Annotated in this window: 17 protein-coding genes; 8 read left to right on the forward strand and 9 right to left on the reverse strand. The window is 69.0% G+C overall.

The genetic code is table 11. From position 1 onward, the window contains the following. Window positions 1-8 precede the first annotated feature (8 nt). Window positions 9-2,684: an outer membrane protein assembly factor BamB family protein gene (locus NAG42_RS21030; protein ID WP_250032250.1), complete on the reverse strand. Its 2,676-nt coding sequence runs from the start codon at window positions 2,682-2,684 to the stop codon at window positions 9-11. Window positions 2,685-2,703: 19 nt separating this feature from the next. Next, the gene (locus NAG42_RS21035) at window positions 2,704-3,765 is read right to left on the reverse strand and encodes a ThuA domain-containing protein (RefSeq protein ID WP_250032251.1); all 1,062 of its coding nucleotides are present in this window, start codon (window positions 3,763-3,765) and stop codon (window positions 2,704-2,706) included. Between the two features lie 571 nt (window positions 3,766-4,336). Between NAG42_RS21035 and NAG42_RS21040 the strand changes: the two genes are divergently transcribed. Genes NAG42_RS21040 through NAG42_RS21055 form a run of 4 tightly spaced genes read left to right on the forward strand, consistent with a single transcriptional unit; the run spans window position 4,337 to window position 7,010 of the window. Then, window positions 4,337-4,885 carry a dihydrofolate reductase family protein gene (locus tag NAG42_RS21040; RefSeq protein ID WP_250032252.1) on the forward strand — a complete coding sequence of 183 codons (549 nt, stop codon included), beginning with the start codon at window positions 4,337-4,339 and terminating at the stop codon, window positions 4,883-4,885. A gap of 14 nt (window positions 4,886-4,899) precedes the next feature. Then, complete coding sequence (locus NAG42_RS21045; protein ID WP_250032253.1) at window positions 4,900-5,256, forward strand: DUF1801 domain-containing protein; 357 nt, start codon at window positions 4,900-4,902, stop codon at window positions 5,254-5,256. Between the two features lie 28 nt (window positions 5,257-5,284). Then, a complete protein-coding gene (locus NAG42_RS21050; RefSeq protein WP_250032255.1) occupies window positions 5,285-5,710 on the forward strand; it encodes a YciI family protein in 426 nt (141 codons plus the stop codon). Between the two features lie 13 nt (window positions 5,711-5,723). Continuing rightward, window positions 5,724-7,010 carry an RNA polymerase sigma factor gene (locus NAG42_RS21055; RefSeq protein ID WP_250032257.1) on the forward strand — a complete coding sequence of 429 codons (1,287 nt, stop codon included), beginning with the start codon at window positions 5,724-5,726 and terminating at the stop codon, window positions 7,008-7,010. Between the two features lie 218 nt (window positions 7,011-7,228). Here NAG42_RS21055 and NAG42_RS21060 read toward each other — a convergent pair whose 3' ends face one another. From NAG42_RS21060 to NAG42_RS21075, 4 genes are all read right to left on the reverse strand, one after another. Next, window positions 7,229-9,979: a helix-turn-helix transcriptional regulator gene (locus NAG42_RS21060; protein WP_250032259.1), complete on the reverse strand. Its 2,751-nt coding sequence runs from the start codon at window positions 9,977-9,979 to the stop codon at window positions 7,229-7,231. A gap of 185 nt (window positions 9,980-10,164) precedes the next feature. Continuing rightward, complete coding sequence (locus NAG42_RS21065) at window positions 10,165-12,873, reverse strand: helix-turn-helix transcriptional regulator (protein WP_250032261.1); 2,709 nt, start codon at window positions 12,871-12,873, stop codon at window positions 10,165-10,167. 241 nt (window positions 12,874-13,114) lie between these two features. After that, window positions 13,115-13,879 carry an SDR family NAD(P)-dependent oxidoreductase gene (locus tag NAG42_RS21070; protein WP_250032263.1) on the reverse strand — a complete coding sequence of 255 codons (765 nt, stop codon included), beginning with the start codon at window positions 13,877-13,879 and terminating at the stop codon, window positions 13,115-13,117. 31 nt (window positions 13,880-13,910) lie between these two features. Beyond that, a complete protein-coding gene (locus NAG42_RS21075) occupies window positions 13,911-14,486 on the reverse strand; it encodes an NADPH-dependent FMN reductase (protein ID WP_250032894.1) in 576 nt (191 codons plus the stop codon). 381 nt (window positions 14,487-14,867) lie between these two features. Between NAG42_RS21075 and NAG42_RS21080 the strand changes: the two genes are divergently transcribed. Then, window positions 14,868-15,251, forward strand: coding sequence for a hypothetical protein (locus NAG42_RS21080; RefSeq protein WP_250032264.1), 384 nt, complete (start codon window positions 14,868-14,870; stop codon window positions 15,249-15,251). On the opposite strand, the gene NAG42_RS21085 is transcribed toward NAG42_RS21080, so the two are convergent. After that, window positions 15,222-17,954, reverse strand: coding sequence for an ATP-binding protein (locus NAG42_RS21085; protein WP_250032266.1), 2,733 nt, complete (start codon window positions 17,952-17,954; stop codon window positions 15,222-15,224). The genes NAG42_RS21080 and NAG42_RS21085 overlap by 30 nt on opposite strands. Window positions 17,955-18,357: 403 nt before the next feature. On the opposite strand from NAG42_RS21085, the gene NAG42_RS21090 reads away from it, so the two are divergent. Continuing rightward, entirely contained in the window at window positions 18,358-19,125 is a 768-nt protein-coding gene (locus tag NAG42_RS21090; RefSeq protein ID WP_250032273.1) for an SDR family NAD(P)-dependent oxidoreductase, read from the forward strand. Window positions 19,126-19,231: 106 nt separating this feature from the next. On the opposite strand, the gene NAG42_RS21095 is transcribed toward NAG42_RS21090, so the two are convergent. After that, entirely contained in the window at window positions 19,232-20,437 is a 1,206-nt protein-coding gene (locus NAG42_RS21095) for an MBL fold metallo-hydrolase (protein WP_250032275.1), read from the reverse strand. A gap of 4 nt (window positions 20,438-20,441) precedes the next feature. Beyond that, on the reverse strand, window positions 20,442-20,543 hold the full coding sequence (locus NAG42_RS45335) for a VOC family protein (RefSeq protein ID WP_369077103.1): 102 nt from the start codon (window positions 20,541-20,543) through the stop codon (window positions 20,442-20,444). 308 nt (window positions 20,544-20,851) lie between these two features. Here NAG42_RS45335 and NAG42_RS21100 point away from each other — a divergent pair, with 308 nt between their 5' ends. Together NAG42_RS21100 and NAG42_RS21105 are read left to right on the forward strand one after the other, a co-directional pair. After that, complete coding sequence (locus NAG42_RS21100; protein WP_250032280.1) at window positions 20,852-22,054, forward strand: epoxide hydrolase family protein; 1,203 nt, start codon at window positions 20,852-20,854, stop codon at window positions 22,052-22,054. 72 nt (window positions 22,055-22,126) lie between these two features. Next, window positions 22,127-23,422 carry an epoxide hydrolase family protein gene (locus NAG42_RS21105; RefSeq protein WP_250032281.1) on the forward strand — a complete coding sequence of 432 codons (1,296 nt, stop codon included), beginning with the start codon at window positions 22,127-22,129 and terminating at the stop codon, window positions 23,420-23,422. Window positions 23,423-23,769 lie beyond the last annotated feature (347 nt).

Raw genomic sequence — 23,769 nt, forward strand, 5'->3', positions numbered from 1 at the left:
ACTCGGCCCTACTTGACGACCCGCACCGTCGCGGTCGAGGTGAGCTGCTGCTGAGTTCCGTCGTGGAGGAAGTTCGCGACCACGGTCAACGGCACCGCATCACCTTCCGGCACGTTGTTGTCGAGGTCGGCCTTGTCAAAGACCACGATCAGCGTGCGGCCGACCACCTTGGCCCGCCGGGCCACGACAGCCGTCTTGGACAGCGGTGTCCGCAGCTGGACCTCACCGTCGAGCCGGTAGCCGGACGGAAGGCGCAGCGTCGCCGTGACCAGTCCGTTCACGCCGGTGAAGATCCCGGTCCGCGACCCGAGATCAAGGGTCGCCGGGACGAATCGCAGGGCACCCGGCTGGTCCTGCGGGACCGGGTAGACCTCGATCTTGCCGGCCGGCCGCGGGTCGGTGCAGTCGTTGAAGTAATACTCACCGGCGCGGTCGAAGGTGAACTCGAAACGCTCCCCCGGGTCGAGCCGAGGGTTGAAAAGCCCTTCGAAATACTGGGTGGCGCAGTGCGGCCGCCGGTTGGGGAAGTTCGGGAAGGTCTCCGCGCCCGGGTTCAGGAACGTCACCCTGGTTCCCACCGGTACCCGCAGATGAGTCGGCGCCATTCCGCGCTGCGCCGTGCTGTCCTGCGCCGCGGCAGTATCGGTCGTGCGGTCCTGACGGCCCAGATACACGGTGTTGTCCACCGTCGCGCCCTCGACCGGATCGCCTTGAACCGGGCGGCGGATCGTCAGCGGCGCCGTGTCTGGGCCCTCCTGGCTTCCCGACTCGGTCGTGTAGGTGCCGCCGAGCTTGAAGGCCCACAACGAGTCGCCCTGCGTGACCGAGGCACCGTACGGGTTCGTGGACCCGGCGGCGAGGACGGCAACGTACTGTTCGCCGTTGATCTGGTAGGTGATCGGCGCACCGGCGATGCCCGAGCCGGTCTGGAAATCCCACCGCACAGCGCCGTTGCGGGCGTCCAGGGCCAGCAGGCGGCCGTCGATCTGACCGACGAACAACAGGTCGGACGCGGTTGTCAGAGGACCCTGACCGTGCGCCATGTCGGTGCCCAGGTGGTTCCTCCACTTCACTGTGCCGGTCGAGGCGTCGTAAGCCAGGATGCCGCCGGTCTGGTATTGACCGATCGCCCGCTGGCCGTTGGACGCGGCGCCGTTCCAATGGGCCACCGGGCTGACGCCGTACGGGAAATAGACCATGTTCGTGCTGTGGCTGTAGGAATCGTTCGACCAGTCGCCGCCGCCGTTCGGGCTCGTGGTCGACAGGATCGGCAGATCCCACTGCGGGTCGTACATGCAGCCGCGGCGGTGGTCCGTGGGCTGGTTCGACGGGTAGGTCAGGAACGGCTCGTCGGCCTTGACGTAGCTGTCCGGGTTGAACACCAGATTGCCGTCCGCGTCGGGCTGGTAGCCGTTGTAGTTGGGCACGGCACGCCACGGGTCACCCGGGACGTTGCGCGGATCCAGCTTCTGCCAGACGACGCATTCGGGCAGCAGGCGCTGCGCCGGGAAGGGCTGGGTGGCGGCGTTGTGCTGCCGGGAATCCTGGATCATCGGCTTGTCGGCGACCGGGAGCACCGGCTTGCCGTTGGTGCGGTCGAGCACGAACTGGTGCCCCGACTTGCTGCCGTAGAACACCACCTTGCGCTTCTGGCCCTTCACGGTGATGTCGGCCAGGGTCGGCGGGTGGACGTTGTCCATGTCCCAGACGTCGTGACGGATCGACTGGTAGTGCCATTTGTAGGCACCGGTCTTCAGGTCGACCGCGACCATCGTGGTGGAGAACAGGTTGTCCCCCGGGCGCAGCGACCCGTCCTGCGAGCTGCGGCAACTGCGCGGATTCCCGTACGTCATGTAGTAGAAGCCCAGCTCGGGGTCGACAGCGCCGTGGATCCACGGCGTGGCACCGCCTTCGAGGTTGCACTCGGTGCCGTCCGGCAGCACCGGGCCCCACGTGGCGCCGGCGTCGACGGAGGTGCCGTTGACGTCGGTGTAAATCTTCCCGCGCTCGGGTCCGCCGAAGAAGTGCCACAGATAGGCGCCGTCGGCGGCCCGCACCGCAACAACCGCGGCCCGGTCGCCGTTGGCCGCATGGGCGTAGACCACACCGTCGTGGTAGACGGTCGCGACCCGGTCGAGGTTGCCCAGGTCGACGCCGGCCTGGACGGCCGGCTGCACCACCCAGACCTGGGCGCCGGTGTCCTTGTCGAGGGCGACGATGCGGTCGCCGTCGGCGAGCGTGTAGACCTTGCCCTCACCGATGGAGACGCCACGGCGGGTGTCCGCCGGTTCGAAGCCCTCGGGGGCCCACTTCCATTTGGGGGCACCGGTCGCGCCGTCGACGGCGATCACCTCGCCGCGAGGCGTGTCGAGGTAGATGACCCCGTCGGCGACGATCGGCGTCGTCTGCTGGCCGACGTCGGCACTGGCCGGCGCCACCGCTGAGACGTGCGTGCGCCACGCCGGTCCCAGCTTGTCGAGGTTTCGCTTGGTGATCTGGGTGAGTCCGGAGTAGTGCTGGTTGCCCAGGTTGCCGCCGACGGTGGGCATGTCGGCCCCGGTCGGTGCCACGCTGGACGACGGCGTTCGCTCGGAGCTCTCCCGGGCGCCTTGAGCGGACGCGGTCGACGGCCCGGCCGCGACACCGACAGCCAGCAGGGCCGGCAGGAGCATTCGTGGTTTCATCGAGCACCTTCCACTATGGCTACTTGCGCTTGGCCGGCGTGCAGAACGGTTCCAGCCCCATGGCGGACTTGATGCCGTGCTGAAGGTGGGCCTGGAATTCCTTGGCGCCGGGGAATGCGGAGTCCGCTTGGAAAGCCGCCGCGTCGTGGCCGAGGGTGGTGACCCAGGAACGGCCGCCGTCGTAGTACTGGCACCAGGTGACCGGGTGGAAGGCGCCATGCCCGGGGTGCGATCCCTCGCCGCCCGCGCCGTCGGGCAGCGTCCGCTCGTCGACGGTGGCAAGGAAGTTCACGTTCGTCGGGAACGGGACAAGGTTGTACCACTCGTCGGAGAAGCCCCAGCGTCGCGGGAGACCCTTGGTGGACACGTCCCGGTCGTTGACCACGACGACATCTCCGGGCTGGCTGCGCCCGTGGTTGTAGTAGTTCGCGTTGCCGAGCAGCCCCTCGTACCACTGCCAGCCGTACTCGGTGCCGAAGGCGTTGTGGACTCCGACGAATCCGCCGCCGCCCTGGAGGTATTTGCGCAGGGACTCCCGGGCCCAGTCGAGCCGGGTGCCGCCCTGGGCGCCGCGTGCGTGGTTCCACAGCGTGTCGCGCGTGGGACTCATGAAGATGACGGCCTTGTAGCTGGCGTTCAGCCGCTCGATCGCCTGCACGTCCTCGGTGACGTGGACCTCGATGCCGTCGGCCTCGAGCATCCTGACCAGCGCCGCTTGCGCCACGTTGGAGGCGTTCAGGGGGCGCGGCCAGGCCGCCGGGTCGCTGTGATCGTGGGTGATCACGTACGGGCGGGGCAGAGCGAGACCCTGGACGCTCGGGTTGTCGGGGTCGAAGGTCTGGCCCAGGTTCGCGTGCCGGGGACCGGCCGTGCGCGAGTAGACCAAAACCTTGTTGTCGCGCTGAGTGCCCCAGTCGCTGTAACAGCTCCGGTCGACCCCTCGGCACACGCCGTACACGGGATCGATGCCGGATGGTCCTTGCTGACCATTCGATGAGCCCTTGATCGCCAGGGCCGAGGCCGGCGCGAGGATGGCGAGCGCCGCGAGGGGCACCACCGTCTTGAGCCAATGGTTGTTCATGCCGGGAACTCCTGTCCGGAGGTGGCTGGTTCTTTCGCCCCGTCGCGGAGCGCGCACGCGCCGCCCGCGCGTCTGCTCAGGTCGCGAGGCGTCGCGTTCAGTAGTCCAGTCAAATGACGGCTTCCGGCCATGGCTGACCCCTCCAGCGGGCCGGTCATCGCTCCGGACGCCGTAGCTTGGTGGTCCGCTGGGTGGACTGCCTGGACCACTAGACAGACCATAGCGGCGCATCGATCCGCTCACAAGGTGATGACATAGGCCTCTTTCACTGGCAGTTCCGGCCGGTGCCATGGAGAGGTGGCCCGTCGGATGGCCCGCAAATCCGCGAAGAAAGGTCCCCGGCCGAGTCCGGAACCGCAACGGGCATCGGAGAGCCGGGGCACCGGCCGGCGGACCGTTCTCGTCAGCAGGAATAACAGCGTGATGGCTAGATGTCGGAGTTGTCGGAGGCTGACGCTAACCTCTGCGCTGCGCGGAGAAAGTTCCTTCAGCTCTGATGTCGAAACGATGCGCTGTCGCGCGAAGGACGGGTGCGGGCAGGAAAAGCCGGCCCACTACCAGGGGAGACCCGATGCGACGCATCATCGCCTCGACCTACACCACTGTCGACGGCTTCATTGACAACCCCCACGAGTGGTCGCTGGCCTACAACGACCCGGCGGCCATGCAGTACGCCCTGGATCTGACCCTTGGCGCCGACACCCTGCTCCTGGGCCGCGTCACATACGAGGGCATGGCGCAGGCGTGGCCCAACATGGGTGGCAACCCGTACGCCGACCACGTCAACGCCATGATCAAGTACGTCGTCGCCTCCCAGCCGGTCGACACGAGCGCCTGGAACCCCACGACCGTCATCGCCGGCGCCGAGCTACTGACCGCTGTCAAGGCACTCAAGGAGAACGACGGCACCGACATCCTGATCTGGGGCAACGGCCGGTTGACCGATGCGCTCGCGACGGCCGGCCTCCTCGACGAGTACAAGATCTGGACTTACCCGGTCCTCAAAGGCAGTGGCGAGCCGCTGTTCCGCGCCGACAGCCGAACCGGCCTCCAGCATTTCGAGACCACCACCTTCGAGTCCGGGGTGGTCGTGTCGACCTACCGCGTCACCACCGCCTGAACAGGAGCACCGAGATGAGCGGCAACATGAGCCAGGACATCATCGACTACCTCGCCAAGACCAAGCCGTGGCAGCAGAACCTGTACGCGACGCTGCGTCAGACCGTTCTGGACACCGTTCCCGGCGTCGAGGAGGTCATCCAGTACGGCAAGCCGCACTTCAACCTCGCCGGCCGGAACGCCGCCGTGCTGCACGTGGCCGCCGCCAAGGTCTCGTTCATGGTGTTCGGTGCTGGTGAGATCGACCCGGTGCCGGGCGTGCTGCGGTCGATGGGCAACGGGGACCGCAAGGTCGTCGACCTTACCGAGGGCGACACCGTCGACACCGACTTCATCGCCGGCCTGCTGCGCCGGACCAACGGCCTGGACTGAGACGAGATCAACGGAGAGGATCTTGCTCATGCGTGTAATGGTGATGACCAAGGGCGATGCCGCCGACGAGGGCAAGGGTGAGCCGACGACCGAGATGTTCGAGAAGATGCGGGTCTTCAACGAGCAACTCGTCAACGCCGGCATCATGCTCGGCGGCGAGGGACTGCAGCCCAGCGCAGCCGGGGCGAAGGTCGCGTTCTCGACAGCGGGCACGACGGTGGTCGACGGCCCGTTCACCGAGTCCAAAGAGGTAATCGCGGGCTACTGGATCTGGGAGGTCAGCTCGCTGGCCGAGGCGATCGAGTGGGCGAAGCGGTGTCCGTTCGATCCGTCCTACGGCGACTCGCAGATCCTGGAGATCCGGCCGCTGTTCGACATGGCCGACTTCGCCCAGACTGTCGACGCTGACGCGCTCGCCAAGAGCGAGCAGTTGCTCGACCCGGCCTCGGACTGAACCGGACCCGGCCATGGACCTGCGCAGGTCGGTCGAGGCGCTGTGGCGGATTGAGGCGCCCCAGTTGATCGCGACACTCGCCCGCCGGATCGGGAGCCTCGACATCGCCGAGGATCTCGCGTCCGAGGCGTTTGTAGCGGCACTGGAGCAGTGGCCGGCCGACGGCATCCCGCCGAAGCCGGGTGCCTGGCTGATGAAGACCGCCTGGCACAAGGCGATCGATCGCGCCCGGCGCGAGGAGACGGCCCGCAAGAAGGCGCCGCTCCTCGTCGCCGGGCACGACGGCGGGCTGGCTGATGTCGCGGACGAGGCACTCGATCCGATCCGGGACGACCTGCTCACCATGGTGTTCACCACGTGCCATCCTGTGCTCTCCCCCGAATCCCGGGTGGCGCTCACACTGAGGCTCTTCGGCGGACTGACGACCGACGAGGTGGCCCGGGCTTTCCTCGTGCCCTCTGCGACGATCGGGCAGCGGATCTCACGCGCCAAGCGGACACTCGCCGAGGTGCGGGTGCCGATCGAGGCCCCGTCAGCCGAGGAACTCCCCGAACGCCTGCGCGCGGTGCTGGAAGTGCTCTACGCGAGCTTCAACGAAGGCTATTCGGCCTCGTCAGGCACGAACGTCGTCCGCGCCGACCTCGCCGTCGAGGCGATGCGGATGGGACGGGTCCTCGCAGGACTCTGCCCGGCCGAGCCCGAAGTGTTCGGACTGGTCGCCCTCATGGAGCTGCAGGCCTCCCGCTTCCGGACCCGTGCCGACGCTGCCGGCATCCCGGTCCGGCTCGAGGACCAGGACCGCCGGCTCTGGGACCGCACACTGATCGAGCACGGCCTCAGCATGCTCGACCGCGCTTTCGACTTGGGCCGGCCCCTCGGCGTGTTCTCCCTGCAAGCCGCCATCTCCGCCTGCCACGCCCGCGCGGCGACGTTCGCGGTCACCGACTGGATCGCCATCCTCGCGCTCTACGACGCCCTCACCCAGATCACCCGATCACCCGTCGTGGAGCTCAACCGCGCGGTCGCCGTACTCCACGTCGACGGACCCGAAGCCGCACTTGCCATGACCCGACCACTGCTCGCCGACCGCCGGATGGCCGGCTACCACCTGCTGGGCGCAGTGCGCGGGGACATCCTCACCCGGCTCGGCCGCCACGCCGAGGCCGCAGCCGAGCTGGAACGCGCGGCCGAACTGGCACCGACCAGACCGGAGCGGCAGCTCCTTCTCAGCCGCATGGCGCAGGCGCTCGCCTCCCGCAACGCCGGCGGCCAGTCCAGCAAGGAGCCGCCAGCGGAGTGAACCGGATACGCGCCAGGCAGCGTCTCCCCGACGGGCCTGGGCGAGCGTTCCACGTTGGCCGACGTGGCGGTCACGAAGCGGCATGGTCTGGGTCCGTCATGGCTTCATGCCGGCGATCCCAGCGGCGAATCGCAGGGTGATGGCATGCTCAGGGTCGTCCGACGCGCCGTCCACCGGAGACCCTGCCTGGGTCGATCGCGGTGGACGGCGCGCGTCGTTCATTCTGTGGCTGTCTCCGCGGTGTGCGGCAACGCGCCGCGGAGCTGCCGCCGGGAGGTGACGCCGAGCTTCCCGAACACCTTGCGCAGGTGCCATTCGACGGTGCGCGGGCTGAGGAACAGCCGCGCCGCGACCTCCGGGTTGGTGAAGCCGTCCCCGACCATCTGGGCGATCTGCCGCTCCTGGGGGGTCAGTTCCACGTTTGGCGCAGCCGAGACCGCACGTCTGCGGACGGTCTCGCCGGTGGCGGCGAGCTCCCGGCGGGCGCGCTCGGCGAATCCCTCCATGCCGATCGCCACGAACATGTCGTACGCCGTACGCAGGTGTTCGCGTGCGTCCGCTCGCTGCCGTTCGCGGCGCAGCCATTCGCCGTAGAGCAGGTGAGCCCGGGCCAGTTCGGTCCGTAGGCGGGTGCGCTGGAACCGCTCGATCGCCTGGCGGTAAAGCTCGTCGGCGTCCGCGCCGTCCGCGACCAATGCGCGGGCGCGGGCCTCCATTCCCTGGGCGAACGGGGTGCCGAACGGCTGAGTCTCCTTGACGAGTCGGGCCAGGGCGTCGAGCGCCACCTCGGAATCGCCTACGCGAACCGCGGCTTCCACCAGTTCCGGCAGAACCCAGGTGGAGATCGTCGGATCTGAGAAGTCTCCGCTGGACTTAATGGCGCGCAGGGCCTCCGGATATCGGGCCAGTCCGTTGTACAGCACCGCCGCCGCCCAGTTGGCCGCGACGACCCCCATCCCGAAGCCGGCGGCGATCGAATTAGTGATGGTGGGCCCGATGATCTGGGCCGCCTCGGCCTCCCGCCCCTGCAGCGAGAGCAGCCGCATCTGGGCATACGGCGGCATCGGACTGCCGATCGCCAGGGAAACCGTGTCGACTTCGGCGATGAGGGCAGTTGCGGCCTGGAAGTCTCCGCTCCACGACGTGATGAGGCACAACGACGCCAGGTGGTACGGCAGGTCGGTGAGCATCCCCGCTTCCCGCACGACGCGGGCTTGCCGGGCATACATGGCAAGCATCGCGTCGTCGTCCCAAATCGCGCCGGCCGCACCTGTCGCGACCCAACCCCACTTCAAGACGTCGTCCACCGGGATGTCCATCAAAACCTTCGCGGCCTCCTGCAACGCGGCGGCCGCGACGGCGCGTCCATCGGTGACCAGCAGCGTCAGGCCGTTGAGCAGCAGATCGATCGGTCGCGGATGCGACGGCAACGGTAGCGCCCTCGCCGCGAGTGACACCGCCAGAAGAGCCTCGGGCTGCGAGACCGAGATCGCCACACCCCACGCCGACATGTAAGCGTCGCGAGCCAGTTGGTCGTCCGCGGTAGCCAGGCGCTGGGCCGAAGCCAACAGCAGCTCCGTGGCTTCGCGACCGTGACCGGACGCGAAGGCGACCTGTCCTCGTAACGCCATGGCACGACTGGCGGCGAGCGCGTCCAGTTGCTTCTCGTCGAGGATTGCCAGCAGTCGCCGTACCTCGTCGAGGTCGCCGACCGGAAGGCAGGCCTCGGCGGCCGCCAGCAGCCGGTCGGTGCGCCGCTGGGGGTCGGCGGTCAGGACGACCGCGCGGCGCAGGAACGCGGCCGCCGCCGCCATCCCGCCCCGGGCCTGGGCCTGAGCGGCCGATCTCTCCAGTTCGGTGGCGACCTCCTCGTCAGGTCCGGCCGCGGCCGCGGCGAGGTGCCAGGCGCGCCGGTCGGCCGCGTCTTGCCGGTCGGTTACCTCGGCCAGGGCCAGGTGAGCGGCCCGGCGGTCACGGGACTCGGCCACCCGGTACACCGCCGAGCGCACCAGCGGGTGCCGGAAGGTGACCCGGTCGGCGAGGCTCAGCAGCCCGTCGGCGTCGTCGGCCGCGGCCGGCAGCAGGACGCCGAGTCGATCGGCGGCGCGCAGCACCAGATCGGGGTCGCCGACCGGCTCGGCCGCTGCGATCAGCAGCAGCAGACGACTCGCGGCCGGCAGTTCGCGGATGCGATTGAGGAAGCTGTCCTCGATGCGGCCGGGGAGCGTGTCGGCGTCCATCAGGCCGAGCCCGCCCGCCATCTGGGTGGCGGTCAGGCCGCGGGTCAGCTCCACCAGAGCCAGCGGGTTGCCGTCGGTCTCGGCCACGATCCGGTCGCTGATGTGCCGGTCGAGCCGGGTGAGCGTCACCGCGTTCAGCAAGGTGTGGGCGTCGGCCTCGGCGAGCCCGTTCACCTCGAGCTCCGGTTGCCCGAGCAGGTCCGGTCCGGTCTGGCGGGTGGCCAGGACCAGGCCGACCGATTCGGCCAGCAGCCGGCGGGCAAGAAACCCGAGGACCTGGGACGAGGCTCGATCGAGCCACTGCGCGTCGTCGATCAGGCAGAGCAGCGGTTCCTTCTCCGAGGCGTCGGCGAGCAGGCTGAGCACTGCCAGTCCGACCAGGAAGGTGTCCGGCGGGGTGCCCTCGCGCAGCCGGAACACCGTCTCGAGGGCGGCGCGCTGGGGTGCCGGCAGCGACGGCAGCCGGTCGAAAAGTGGGGCGCAGAGCTGGTGAAGCCCGGCGAACGCCAGCTCCATCTCGGATTCCACTCCGGCCGCCCGAAGCATCCGGACACCGGTAGCCTGCTCTTGCGCGTAGGCCAGGAGTGCGGTTTTGCCGATTCCGGGTGCGCCTCGCAGGACCAGCACGCGGCTTTCCCCGAGCCGCAGCGCGGCTATCATCTCGTCCAGCCGGGATTGCTCAGATTTCCGCCCGAGCAGTCCGGCTCTCTTCTGAACCGGTTGACTCATTGTTCCCCCTCGTACCGCCCTTGGTCGTCCGGGCGGTCGTCCTCTGCGGGACTTGTGCACATGATGACTGCGTCATCATGACGATGATCAACACTTCTTGAAAGGCTGAAGGTCACCTCGGCCTTTGTTGCTCGAGGCTGTGCTGAGCTTCGAGTGGCGGCAGGACAAGGGGTGCCATCGGCGGCCTACGGCCGGCCGGTGAGCGTACTGCGCAATTGCCGCCGCGAATCGATGCCAAGTTTGATGAAGATCTTGCGCATGTGCCATTCGACCGTGCGCGGACTGAGGAAGAGTCGTTCGCCGATTTCCGGGTTGGTGTACCCGTCACGGACGAAGCGGGCGATCTGCGCTTCCTGATCGGTCAGCTTACTACCGGCCGCCGGCTCAGCCTTGCGTCTGCGGATTGTCTCTCCGGTGGCCGCCAGCTCGCGTCGGGCGCGTTCCGCGAACGCATCCATGCCGATTTCCACGAACATGTCGTACGCGGTGCGTAACTGCTCACGCGCGGTGGTCCGTTGGCGGCGGCGGCGCAGCCATTCGCCGTACAGGAGATGGGCTCGGGCTACGTCGGGGCGTTGGGATGTGCGGCCGAGATGCTCGATCGCCTGCCGGTAGAGGTCTTCCGCGGTGTCGTCGTCGGCGACCAGGGCCCGGCTGCGCGCCTCGAGTCCCCGGGCATAGTCGGTGTCGAAGGGCTGGGTCGTCTCGACCAACCGGTCCAGGGCGTCCCGCGCGACGTCGGTGTCGCTGTTACGGCTGGCGGCCTCGATGAGCTCCGGAAGCACCCAGGTGGAGCCGAAGGGTTCCCATCTCTGCTCAGCAGCCAGGGCGGACTGCATCGCTTCGGCATAGCGGGTGTGTCCATTGTGCAGAATGGCTCCGGCCCAATGAGCGGTGGTCACCGCGGATCCGAAACCGGTGGCCTCGGCAATCGCGAGTGCCGTCCCCATCAGTTCGGTGACCTCATCCTCCCGGCCGCGCAGGGACAGCAGATGCAGTTTGGTGTACGGCAGCATGGGCAGACCGGTAGCGGAGGCGACCGTTTCGCATTCGGCCATGATGGCGGCTGCTTCCTCGAACTCACCGGCCCATGTGTGAGCGTAGGCGAGAGCCGTGAGGTTGTACGGCAGCGTCTGGAGGGCACCAGCGTCACGCAGCAGGCGAACCTGGCGGGCGCAGAGGTCACGCATGCCCTCGAAGTCCCAGATCGCCGGGGCGGCACCTTGGGCGAGCCACCCCCACCGCATGACGTCGGCGGTGGGCATGGACGAGACTGCTTCCGCAGCTTCCCGCAGGATCGTGGCGGCGGCCGCGCGGCTTTCGGTGACCAGCACCGCCAATCCATCGAGAAGCAGGTCCATGGCGTTGCCGCTGTCGCCCGGCGGCAGGCTCCGCGCCGCTCGGCCGACTGCGACGCCGCTGTCGCGGTCGCCGGCAACGACGGCGATGCCCCATGCGTGAAGGCACGCTTCTCGCGCCAGATCCGGGTCGAGGGAGGCCAGCTCGTCAGCGGCGCTCAGCAGCAGCGGGATGGCGGTGGCGGCAGCGCCGGCGGCAAAGGCGACCTGGCCTTGGAGCAAGCCGGCTCGGCCACGACGGAAGGTGTCGAGCGCAATGGTGTCCAGCGTGTTCAGCATGCGGCGGGCGTCGTCGAGTTCGCCGGCCCCGAGGCTCGCCTGCGCCGCCGCCAGCATCCGGTCGGCCCGCCGTGAGGGGTCGCCGGTCAACGCGACCGACCGTTGAAGGAATGCGGCCGCCCCCGCCAGCCCGCCACGCGCTTGGGCAAGGTCCGCACAGTGTTCGAGTTCCGCGGCGACAGACTCGTTCCGGCCGACCGCGGCCGCGGCGAGATGCCAGGCACGCCGGTCCGCACCGGCACCGCGGCCGATCGCCTCCGCCAGCGCCTGGTGCGCGGCCCGGCGCTCCGACGGAGCCGCTGCCCGGTAGACGGCCGACCGCACGAGGGGGTGGCGGAAGATGACCCGCTCGGCGATCGTGAGGAGCCCGTCCGTGTCGGCGGTGGCCAAGGAGACGCCAAGCCGTTCGGCGGCGCGAATCACCAGGTCGGTGTCTCCGACGGGTTCGGCGGCGGCCACCAGCAACAGCCGGCGAGCGGGCTCGCTCAGCGCCGCGACCCGGCCGAGGAAGCTTTGCTCGATGCGACCCGGCAAGCTGTCGGCATCGAGCAGTCCGAGGCCACCGGCGATCTGCGTACGGCTCGTTCCCTGCGGCAGCTCGATCAAGGCGAGCGGGTTGCCCTGGCTTTCCGCGATGATCCGGTCGCGGATGTCGGCATCAAGCGACGCGTGGGTGACCGAGTCGAGCAGGGCATGCGCGTCGTGGTCGCGCAGCCCCATGATTTCCAGCTGCTTCAAGCCGTGAATCTCGGGACCCGGGACCCGAGTGCCGAACAGCAGACCGATCGATTCGGCGAGCAGCCGTCGGGCGACGAAGCCGAAGATCTGCGCCGAGGCCCGGTCGAGCCATTGGGTGTCGTCGATCACGCAGAGCAGCGGCCGGCTCTCCGAGGCGTACGCCAGAAGTTCGAGCACGGCCAGGCCGACGAGGAACAGTTCCGGTGGTGCCCCCACGCGCAGGGCGAACGCCGTCTCCAGCGCCTCGCGCCGGGGGGCGGGAAGGTCCGGCAGCCGGTCGAGCAGCGGTAAGCACAGCTGGTGCACCGCGGCGAAAGCCAGCTCCATCTCGGATTCGGTGCCGCCGATCCGTAGAACGCGAAAGCCGGCGGCGTTCTGCTGGGCGTAGTCCAGCAAGGCGGACTTACCCACACCGGCGGAGCCGTGCAGGACCAGGACGTGACTCTCGCCGGCGCCGACTGCTGCGATCAATCGGCCGAGAACCGCGCGTTCCTCCTGGCGGTCGACGAGCGTGGTCATACGTCATCGGCCTGAGCAGGCCGAAGTCGGGCGCCTGTGAAGCGCCTGGCGGACAGCGGAATTCCCAGTGCCACGAACATGCGTACGCCCATCACCCGAGCGGCAGTTGATCGGTCTGACCATACCGTCACCTCGAACACGTGAAGGTTCCTATGATCCAGGTCACACTGGACCGCGTGCCGTACTAGTTCTGCTGCACGCAAGACGGCCCGCCGCGATCGCGGCGGGCCGTCTTCTGTTGCTACCAGGCGGTCGAGCCGCCGTCGACGGCGAAGTTGGTGCCCGTGATGTAGGACGCGCGGTCGGACGCCAGGAACGCTGCCAGCTCGACAATTTCCTCAGGACGTGCGAAGCGCTTGAGGAGCGTCTTGCCGGTGATCGCGTCCCGAGCGGCCTGGTCGTCACCCAGATCGCGATCGCTCAGTGGCGTCAAGGTGGGGCCCGGGCTGATCGCGACCGCGCGAATGTGCCGGCGCGCGCCTTCGAGCGCAAGCTGGCGGGTCATGCCGATGATCCCTGCATTGGCGGCAGCATGGCCGACCATGGGCGGAAACTCGCCGCCGATCATGCCGGCGATCGAGGCGACGTTGATGATGACGCCGCCTCCGCGGCGGACGAGGTGGGGCCAGGCGAACTTCGACACGAAGTACGGGATGTCGAGTTCCCCGGTGATAGTGGTCCGCCAGTCCTCCACCGAGTAGTCCGGGAGCGGCCCGAACCGTACCAGGGCCGCATTGTTGTAAATGACGTCAAGCCCGCCGTAGATCGTCTCGGCATGATCGACGGCCAGCCGCACCTGGTCCGGGTCGGTGAGATCGACCGGTGCGATCTCGAACATCTCCCCACCTTGCTGGCGTACGAGCTCAGCAGTCTCCTTGTTCGCTTCGATATTGATGTCCAGGCCGACGATCCGCGCGCCCTCTCGCGCGAAGACCGACGCAGAGGCGCGCCCCAGACCGCCACCGCTGCCGGTGACCAGCACGACCTTGCCGTCCAATGTGCCCACGCGCTTCTCCGTCCCGACGTGATGGTTGATGTCAGGCCGAGGCGGTGACCGGTGTGCGCAGCGGAGCCAGTGCGGCGCTCCACGCGATGACCTGGTCCAGCAGGATGGACAGCTGAGGTACCTGGTAGTCGCCGGGCTTGAAGAGTGTGTAGTCCTCGAATTCGGTGGCGAGAGCGAGAGTGACCTGCTGGCGGACGTCGGCCATTTGCAGTTCCGCCACGACCAGGCGAAGGTGTTCCGCCGCCCGCGCACCGCCGACGGATCCGTAGGAGACGAACCCGGCCGCTTTGTTGTTCCACTCGGCGTACAGGTAGTCGATGGCGTTCTTCAGCACGCCCGAGGTGCTGTGGTTGTACTCCGGGGTGACAAAGACGAAGCCGTCGAACGAGGCGACCTTCGCGGCCCAGTCCTTGGTGTGGTCGTTCTGGTACTGGCCCATCGATGGCGGGATCGGCTCATCCAGATGCGGCATGGGGTAATCGCGGAGGTCGACCAGCTCGAACTCGGCGTCGGTGCGTTGCGCGGCGATGTCGAGCACCCAGCGAGCGACCTGCTCACCGTTGCGGTTCGGGCGCGTGCTGCCCAGGATGATGCCGATGCGGATCATGAGTATCCTGCCTTCCGAAGAGGGATTCACCGGCGTATGCGATCCGCCGGTCCAGGTCGACAGTGCGCCGGCGTTGCCTTGCTCCGTACCGGTGAAAGACACTGGTGAGCGCTTCCGGACGCGCCCAGTGAGTGACCCTGGGGAACGTGGCGCCGAAAAGGTGTCCTCGGCTGTGGCGAGCCGTCGTGACCATCTGACGCGGGCGTTCCACCGTCAGCCATGACGAGCGCTTGCACGACGCCGCCGACGTCGACCCGTGGCTTCGCCTGGCCGACGGACGGCCGTCATGATCAGGGTCCGGCGCCGGACCGAACCTGCACGCGCCTGGGCCAGGGATCCTCACCGGTTCGGGGGCTCCGGCCCGCCAGCGACGGTGTGGTCATGGATTGGCTCATCACTGGCGCGTTCTCGTTCATCCGCGCCGACATACCCGCGATCCCGCCGTCCGGGCTGTCACGCGCGGCTGTACCGACCGAGACGGATCTGGAGCTTGTTCGGCTCTGCTACGACGTCATGGCGGCTGGGCTGGGCTGCAGCGCATGCCCGGCACCGCTCGGCCGCGACCTGTACCTGGTGGCTCCGGCCGACGCCGAGGCGCCGACGTGGCAGGTCATCGTGGTCATGCGATGCCGCGGCTGGCGGCGGCATCGGCACACCGCGGTCGTCGCGGAGGTAGGCGGTAATTTGCACTTCGGCCCCGTGCGGGGGCGAAACCGAGCCAAGGCACAGCGGGTCTCATGGCCCGGCGGCCCGTCCCGTGGATGACAGGGCGGTACGCAGCTCGCGACGGGAGGTGACGGCAAGTTTGGTGAACACCTTGCGTAGGTGCCATTCGACCGTTCGCGGGCTCAGGAACAGACGTGCGCCGATTTCCGGGTTGGTGAGCCCGTCGCGCACCAGCTGGGCGATCAGGGTCTCTTGGGTCGTCAGTTCACCGGTGGCCGCGGCCGGGGTCGCGCGCCGTTTCGGGCGGGACACGCCTGTTTGGACCAGATGGAGGTGAGCGCGCTCGGCGAAGGCTTCCATGCCGACGTCGACGAACATGTCGTACGCGATGCGTAGCGGTCCGCGCGCTGCCTGCGGGCGGCCGTTGCGGCACAGCCATTCGCCGTACAGCAGGTGTGCCCGGGCCTGCTCCGGCCGCAACTGCGTGCGGGAAAGGCGGGCGATCGCCTCCCGGTACAACTGGTCCGCGTCCATTCCGTCGGCCAGCAGCGCCCGGCAGCGGGCGGCGATACCCGCCGCCCAGTCCGTGCCGCACGGCTCCGTGGCCTCGATCAGGCGGGCCAGCGCGTCGCGCCCGCGCTCGGGGTGGCCGGCGCGCACCGCGGCCTCGATGAGCTCGGGCAGCGTCCAAGTGGCGATCCACGGCTCCTTCGCCGGCAGATTCTCCGCGGCGGCTAATAACGCCTCGTCGAAACGAGCAAGCCCGTTGTAGAGGATCGCCTCGCACCATCGCACGGCGGCCAGACCGAGGCCCTGCCCGGCGGCGGTCGCCCACTCGGCGGTGCTGGTGAGCAGCGGCGCCGCCTCGGCAACGCGTCCCCGCATCGAGGCGACGTGCATGGCGGCGAACGGCGCGATCGGTACCCCGGCCCAGCCGGCCACGTCGGCGGCCTCGGCGACCAACGCGTCCGCCCCGGTCAGATCGCCGAAGAAGGACGCCACGATGCCTACGTTGGTCAGGTGCGCCGGTAGCTCGGCCATCGCTCCGGCCGTACGGACGAGGTCGAGCTGGCGGTTGTACATGGTGTGCATCACCTGTTCGTCCCACAACGGCGGCGCCACGCCGGACACCACCCAGCCCCAGCGGACCGCATCCGCGGCCGGCGCATGGCGGAACGCCTCCGCGGCCCGCCGAAGAGCCGGCACCGAAGTCCGACGGTCGTCGATGACCACCGCGGTGAGCCCGTCGAGCACCAGGTCGATCGGCCGGGGCGCAGTGAGCGTCGGCAGCCGCCGGACCGCCTGCCCGATCTCCGGCAGGCTCGTCTCGTCGGCGGTGAACCGGGCGGCGCGCCAGGCGAGCAGGTACGTCTCCCGGGCCAGTGCCATGTCGTGCGGCTCCAGCCGCCGGGCCGCCCGCTGGAGCTTTCGCGATGCTTCGGGGCCGAAGCCGGAGGCGAAGGCGATATGGGCGCTCAGCAGTTGAGCCCGGGCCCGCTGGATGTCGTCCACGGCGTCTCGGTAGGCGGCGTCGGCGAGCCGGCGGGCCGTATCGAAGTCCCCGGCGAGCAGACTGACGTCGCCTGCCGCCAGGGCGCGCCGGGCGCGTTGATCAGGCATGACGGTCAGCTCGACCGCCCCGCGCAGCAGCGCCGCCGCGGCGGCGACCCCACCGGTGGCCCGGCTGCGTTCCGCTGAGCGCTCAAGCTCGGCAGCGATCTCCTCGTCCGGCCCGGGGGCGGCCGCGGCCAGGTGCCAGGCGCGCCGGTCCGGATCGATTACCGGGTCGGTGACTTCGGCCAGGGCTCGATGCGCGGCTCGCTGGTCGGCGGGATCGGCCGAGCGGTACACGGCGGAGCGCACCAGCGGGTGGCGGAATCGGACATCAAGGTCGATCACGCACAGTCCGTCGAGGTCGGCGTCGGTGGCCTCCGACGGCGTGACACCAAGGTGGCGCAGCGCGCTCCAGACCAGCCCCGCGTCGCCGAGCGGCTCGGCCGCCGCAACCAGCAGCAGGGTCCGGGTGGACGCGGGCAGGGCCGCCATCCGGTCCATGAAACGGCGCTCGACGCGATCCGGCGCGCCGGCCGCGTCGAGCATGCCCAGCCCACCGGCCAGCTCGGTGATGGACCGGCCGCGCGGCAGCTCGATCAGCGCGAGCGGGTTGCCGTCGGCGTCGGCCAGGACCCGGTCGCGGATCCGCGGGTCGAGTGTCGAGCGGGTTGCCGACTCCAGCAGGTGCCGGGCGTCGGCGTCGCCAAGCCCCGTGACGGTCAGCTGCGGCAGAGTGGTCAGTGCGGGACCGGGATCGCGGGCGCCGAAGAGCATGCCGATCGGATCGGCCAGCAACCGCCGCGCCACAATGCCGAGCACCTGCGCCGACGCCTCGTCCAGCCAGTGGGTGTCGTCCACCAGGCACAGCAACGGCGTCCGTTCAGCGGTGACCGACAGCAGGCTGAGCAGCGCCAGTGCGACGAGGAAGCGATCGGGTGGCGGCCCGGGCCGGGAGCCGAACACGGTCTCGAGAGCGGCCCGCTGCGGCGCGGGGATGCGCGGCAGCAGGTCGAGCAGCGGCAGGCAGAGTTGGTGAACGCCGGCGAACGCCAGCTCCATCTCGGACTCGACCCCCGCCGCTCGCAGCACGCGTAACGGGGCAGCCCGATCGGAGACGTACTGCAACAGCGCCGATTTCCCGACGCCGGCGTCGCCGCGTACGACCAGCCCGCGACTCCGGCCGGCGCGGACAGCGGCGATCATCTCGTCCAGCACGGCACGCTCCGGACCGCGTCCGATCAGCTCCACCCGGTCAGTGTTCGCCGACCGGCACGCGGTGTCCGCCAGATGTGCCCCGTGTCACGGCGAATCCACCGCCGGATCGGCGCATCGCGGGGTTGAGGCGCGAAAGACCCGTTCTGCTGGGCTTCGCGTCGGGTGGCGGCCCCGAACCCTACGATCCCCTCGGGGAAGCGGTCCTACTCCTCGACGTGGCCGAAGTGCTAGCTGCGCAGCAGCATGAGCATACCCGCGTACGAACGAGCGTGTGATGCGGTGACTTTTCGGCTGCGTCCTGACTCGCGGCGACCAGTAGGTCTCCCTGGTTCGGCCGAGCACCCGGCCGAGCGATCCTTCTCCTGTCCGCGGATCGAGCAGGCGGGCTCGAGGGACCACGGAGTCGCGGAGTCACGATGCGAAGGAGAGGCAGAGCATGGACGCCAAAGCACTGTCCGGGGCGGTAGCGCTGGTCACCGGCGCGAGCAGCGGCATCGGCGCCGCCACCAGCCGGCGCCTGGCCGCCGAGGGCGCGGCGGTGGCCCTGGTCGCCGACCGCCGCGACCCGTTGGACCGGCTGGTGTGCGAGATCGCGCGCGCCGGCGGGCTGGCGGAGGCCTTCGACTCCGACATCACTGACCCTGAGCAGGCGTACCAGGTCGTCCAGGACACCCTCGAGCGGTTCCAGCGGCTGGACATCCTGGTCAACAACGCCGGTGTCATGCTGCTGGGCACGGCGCTGCACGCGACGATCGAGGAGTGGGACCGGATGGTCGCGCTCAATGTGCGGGCGCTGCTGCACGTGACACACGCTGCTGTGCCGTATCTGATCGACGGGGCCTCCACCTCGGCTCGGCAGGTCGCCGACATCGTCAACATCGGTTCCACCAGCGGGCGGGTCGCCCAACCGGCCGGTAGCGTCTACAGCCTGACCAAGTTCGGTCTGAACGGCTTCACCGAAGCGCTCCGCCAGGAATTGCTGCGGGAGCGGGTTCGGGTCAGCGTGGTCGAGCCTGGCACGGCGCCGACCGAGCTGGCCGATCACCTGGACGACGACATTCGTGAGACAGCGCTGGGACAGATCAGCGGCCTCGAGCCGCTGCATCCCGCCGACGTCGCCGACGCGGTCGCCTACATCGTCCTGTGTGACCGGCGGGCAGCGATCAACCAGATCATGATCCGTGCCGCCGACCAGACATGGTGACGCGCGGGTGCCGGCCGATGATCGCTGCGCTGCTCGTCGTTCACTGCGGCGACTCGGCCGGGCGGCGTTGAGGCTGCCGCCCGGCCGGAGGATCAGCCGGCCAGGGTTACGGGACGGTCGAGAACGGGCCCAGCGAGTTGAGGTCGAGGCGCAGTGATTCCGCCATCGCCCACGCGTTCGGAAGAGTGAAGACGTCGGCACCGCCGAGGCGGTCCTTCCAGCGGGGAACAATCTCGTCGGCGGTGGCGGCCGCGACGGCGTCCAGGTAGGCCCGGAAGACCGCCCAGACGTTACTGGTGTCGATGGCCGCCATCGTGGCGGGCAGATCGATGCCGGACAGCGCGGCCTCGGCGGTGGTTCGCAGATCGGTCAGGTACTCCTGCTGGACACGTACGTCTTCGGGGGTTCCCGGGCGCGTGACGTGCCCGCCGACGAAGTGGTCGAACTGATAGTCCAGCGCCTGCTCGTGGGCTCGCAGAACGCCGGGCACGAAGGCGGACAGCGACAGGTTGGAGAACGGGACCCAGCCCGGGAAGATGACGTCGACGAGCATCAGCACACGCTGGTTCGGAGCGTAGATGAAGCTGTTGCCCTCGGAATGGTTCGGGCCGGGATAGTCCAGCCGAAGGCTGTGGTCGCCGAGCTCGAGAGTCAGGCTGTCGTCGTAAAGCTCGGTCGGCAGAGGCCGTCGCGGATCGCCGAGGAGCTTCAGCCGCTGCGCGGTCGCACGCTGAGCGTAGTAGGCCGCCTGCTCCGGAAAAATCGACATGGCGCCCACGTGATCCGAGTGATGATGGCTGTAGATCACGTGCCGGACCGGTTCGCGCGTGACGCGGCCGATCGCGCGCAGGATGTTGTGCCCGAGAGTCGGTGGCGCGTCGACGGCAACGACTCCGTCGGCGGTCACGACGAACATCGATTGGTAGCTGCCGTCGGAGAGCCAGAAGATGCCGTCGGCGATCTCGTCGAGAACGTACCCCGAGGCCGGCACCTGTGGTCCCTTGGCGTTCGCCGGAACAGGTGCGGTCGGGGCCTCCCGGCGGCGCCTGGCCTCTTCGGCGAAGGACGCCAGAGCAGTGGCGCCGTTGGCGTTGATGGATGTGGACACGTTGCCTCCTGGTTGTGGGCTGGTCGCGTACGGGCCGGACTCGTAGGTCCGTTTGTCTTTCTGTCGCAGCTCGCCGATCGCGGTGCCGAGGTCGGTTTCTACGCCGTCGGGTCGCTGGAGGCCGTTGTCGAACAACAGCTCGACGAACGGTCGGTGCTTGGGACGGCCCGCGGTCATGAAGTAGGCCTTCAGCCCTGCCGCCAACTCGTCATCGCCGCGACCTCAAAGTTATCCCCAGCGCCGTGTAGAAGTCCTTGGCCCGGTCGACGTCGGACACCGGGAACACCGCGACTTCCAGCTTCATGTCCATGACTCGCGCCTCCTGCAGTCGTGGTTTCCGATGGTTACGAGCCTGGTGGTTCCGGGGCACGGGCCAGACCCGTGAGAGTCACTGGTCCCGCCCTCCCAGGGAGTGTCAAGGGTGTGCGGCGGCCGCCGGTGCCTTGAGGGTGGAGGTGGAGAAAGAGGGGGCTGAGATGGATCTCCGGACCACTGCCACCACCCAGCGTCGACCGATAACCCGCCCGGCACGCTGGTCGACCGCCTGATGCAGGTGACGCTGGAGAAGTTCCCGGATTCCGCATGGAAACCGGATGTCAACCGAAACGGAGTAGCACCATGACCACAGTGGAACAGCGAGCCGGCCATGCGATTCGGCCGTTCACCGTGCGTTTCCGTGCGGAGGCCCTCGACGACCTGCGCCACCGGCTGGCGGCGACGCGCTGGCCGACCCTGGAGCTCGTCGGCGACCGCTCGCAGGGGGTACAGCTAGCCACGATGCGCGCGCTGGGACAGTACTGGGAGAACAAGTACGACCTGCGGCGGGTGCAGTCCCGACTGAACGCGCTGCCCCAGTTCACGACCGAGATCGACGGCGTCGGCATCCACTTCGTCCACGTACGCTCGCGGCACCGCGATGCCCTGCCGCTGGTCATGACCCACGGCTGGCCCGGCTCGATCATCGAGATGATCGACTCGATCGGCCCGCTCACCGACCCGACCGCGCACGGCGGCACCGCGGCGGACGCGTTCCACCTCGTCCTGCCGTCGCTGCCCGGATACGGCTTCTCCGCCCAGCCGACCGAGGTCGGATGGGACCTCGTGCGCACCGCCCGGGCCTGGGCGGAGTTGATGAGCCGGCTCGGCTACGACCGCTACGTGGCCCAGGGCGGCGACGTCGGCGCCGGCGTCACCGACGCGATCGGACGACTGGGACCTAAGGGACTGGCCGGCATCCACACCAACCTGCTCGTGCCTGCACTCAACGACCCGGCCTCGCTGCCCAACAGCACCGACGAGGAACGCGCGGCGCTGGCCGCGATCAAGGTCTTCCAGACCAGCGGCAACGGCTACTTCGTGGAGATGGCCACCCGGCCCGAGACGATCGGGTACGCGCTGCTGGACTCACCCTCCGCGCTGGCCGCCTGGATGATCGACCACGACACCGACGCCTACTACAAAATCGCTCGCGCGTTCGTCGACGGACAGCCCTCGGGCAACCTCACCCGCGACCACATCCTCGACAACATCACCGCGTACTGGCTGACCGGCACCGGCGCGTCCACCGCCCGCTCGTACTGGGAAGCCTACGGAGCCGACGCGCCGGCCGCCGGTCGCGCACCGCTGCCCGACCCCCGTGTCCCGGTCGGGTTCAGCACCTTCCCCGGCGAGATCTGGCGCACTCCGCGCAGCTGGGCCGAGAAGTCCTACCCCACGCTCAACTACTTCGGCGTGGCCGAGCGCGGCGGCCACTTCGCCGCCTGGGAAGAGCCGGAACTGTTCGCCGGGCAACTGCGGGCCGCGTTCCGGCCGCTGCGATAGACGTACGAGCCAAACCCATCGCCGTCCGTTTGAAGCTGACATCAACGCGCCAGTACAGGAGATTGAGCAATGATGACCTCGTCCGGGTCCCAACCCACTCGACGGCAGCTGCTGCAGGGTAGCTTCGCCGCCGGCCTCACCGTCGCCGCGACCGCCGTCCTCGGCCAGGCACCGGCAGAAGCCGCCCCGGTCACCGCCCCGACCGGGATCCGCCCTTTCCGGGTCGCGATCCCCCGCGAACAACTGGCCGAGATGCACCGCCGCATCACGGCGACCCGCTGGCCGTCCCGCGAACTGGTCACCGACCGCTCGCAGGGCGTCCAGCTGGCGGCCGCCCAGGCCCTCGCCCGGTTCTGGGCAACCGGCTACGACTGGCGCCGGTTCGAGGCCAAACTCAACGCCCTTCCCCAATTCACCACCGAGATCGACGGCGTCGACATCCACTTCATCCACGTACGTTCCCGGCACCGCGACGCCCTGCCGCTCGTCATGACCCACGGCTGGCCCGGCTCGATCGTCGAACTGCTCGAAACCGTCGGCCCGCTCACCAATCCCACCGCGCACGGCGGGACCGCGGCGGACGCGTTCCACCTCGTGCTGCCCTCGATCCCCGGATACGGCTTCTCCGGCAAACCCGGCCGGCTCGGCTGGGACACCACCCACACGGCGCGCGCCTGGGCCGAGCTCATGCGCCGCCTCGGCTACACGCAATTCGTCGCTCAGGGCGGTGACGTCGGCGCCGCCGTCACCGACAAGATCGGCCGTTTGGCCCCGGCGGGACTGCTGGCCATCCACCTGAACCTGCTGGTGCCAGCATTGGGTGGCACCGACAACCTGCCGAAGAACACCACCGAGGAGAAAGCCGCGGCCGCCGCGCTCCACACCTTCGCGACGACCGGCAACGGCTATCGGGTTGAGCAGGCGACCCGGCCACAGACGATCGGTTACGCATTGCTGGACTCACCGGTAGCACTGGCCGCCTGGATGCTGGATCACGACACCGACAGCTACCTCAAAATTGCGCGCACCTTCCGCGGCGGGCCGGCAGCAGGCAACCTCACCCGCGAGCACGTCCTCGACAACATCTCGCTCTACTGGCTGACCGGCACCGGCGAGTCGGCCGCCCGCATGTACTGGGAGAACGCCAACGTCGCCGGCACCGGCCAGGCCCCTCCCCCAGTGACCGTCCCGGTCGGAATCAGCGCCTTCCCAGGCGAAATCTTCCAGGCGCCACGCAGCTGGGCCGAGATCGGCTACCCGAGCCTCAACTACTACAACAAGCCCGAACGCGGCGGGCACTTCGCGGCCTGGGAACAGCCCGCACTGTTCACCCGGGAGATCCGTGCCGCCTTCCGCTCCGCCCGCTGAGCTGAACCGTCAGACGACCCGGATGATGGAAGATTCCGGGCGGAAGACCTCGCGATGCCGTACGCGGCACGGACCGAAGGTGGTCGCGAGGTCGTGGTCGCGACGCCCGGCGGGACGACGCCGAACGTCGACACGATCGGTCTGAAGGTCGTCGCCGGAGAAAATGCCAATAGTGGGTCCTAACCTGCGTTAGCGGGTGCCCGAAGGGAATGTATCGGTCATGACAAGCGTGCCGGCTCGGCCGGATTGCGCCGCCACAGTGCTTGGAGCCCCTACCGTAGTCGACGACGTAGGGGGTCTGCGGGTCATCGTGGACCTGACGCTCGATCCCCCGGGCCGCACGGTTA

The organism is Paractinoplanes maris, assembly GCF_023544465.1.
GTDB classification, from domain to species: Bacteria; Actinomycetota; Actinomycetes; order Mycobacteriales; family Micromonosporaceae; genus Actinoplanes; species Actinoplanes maris.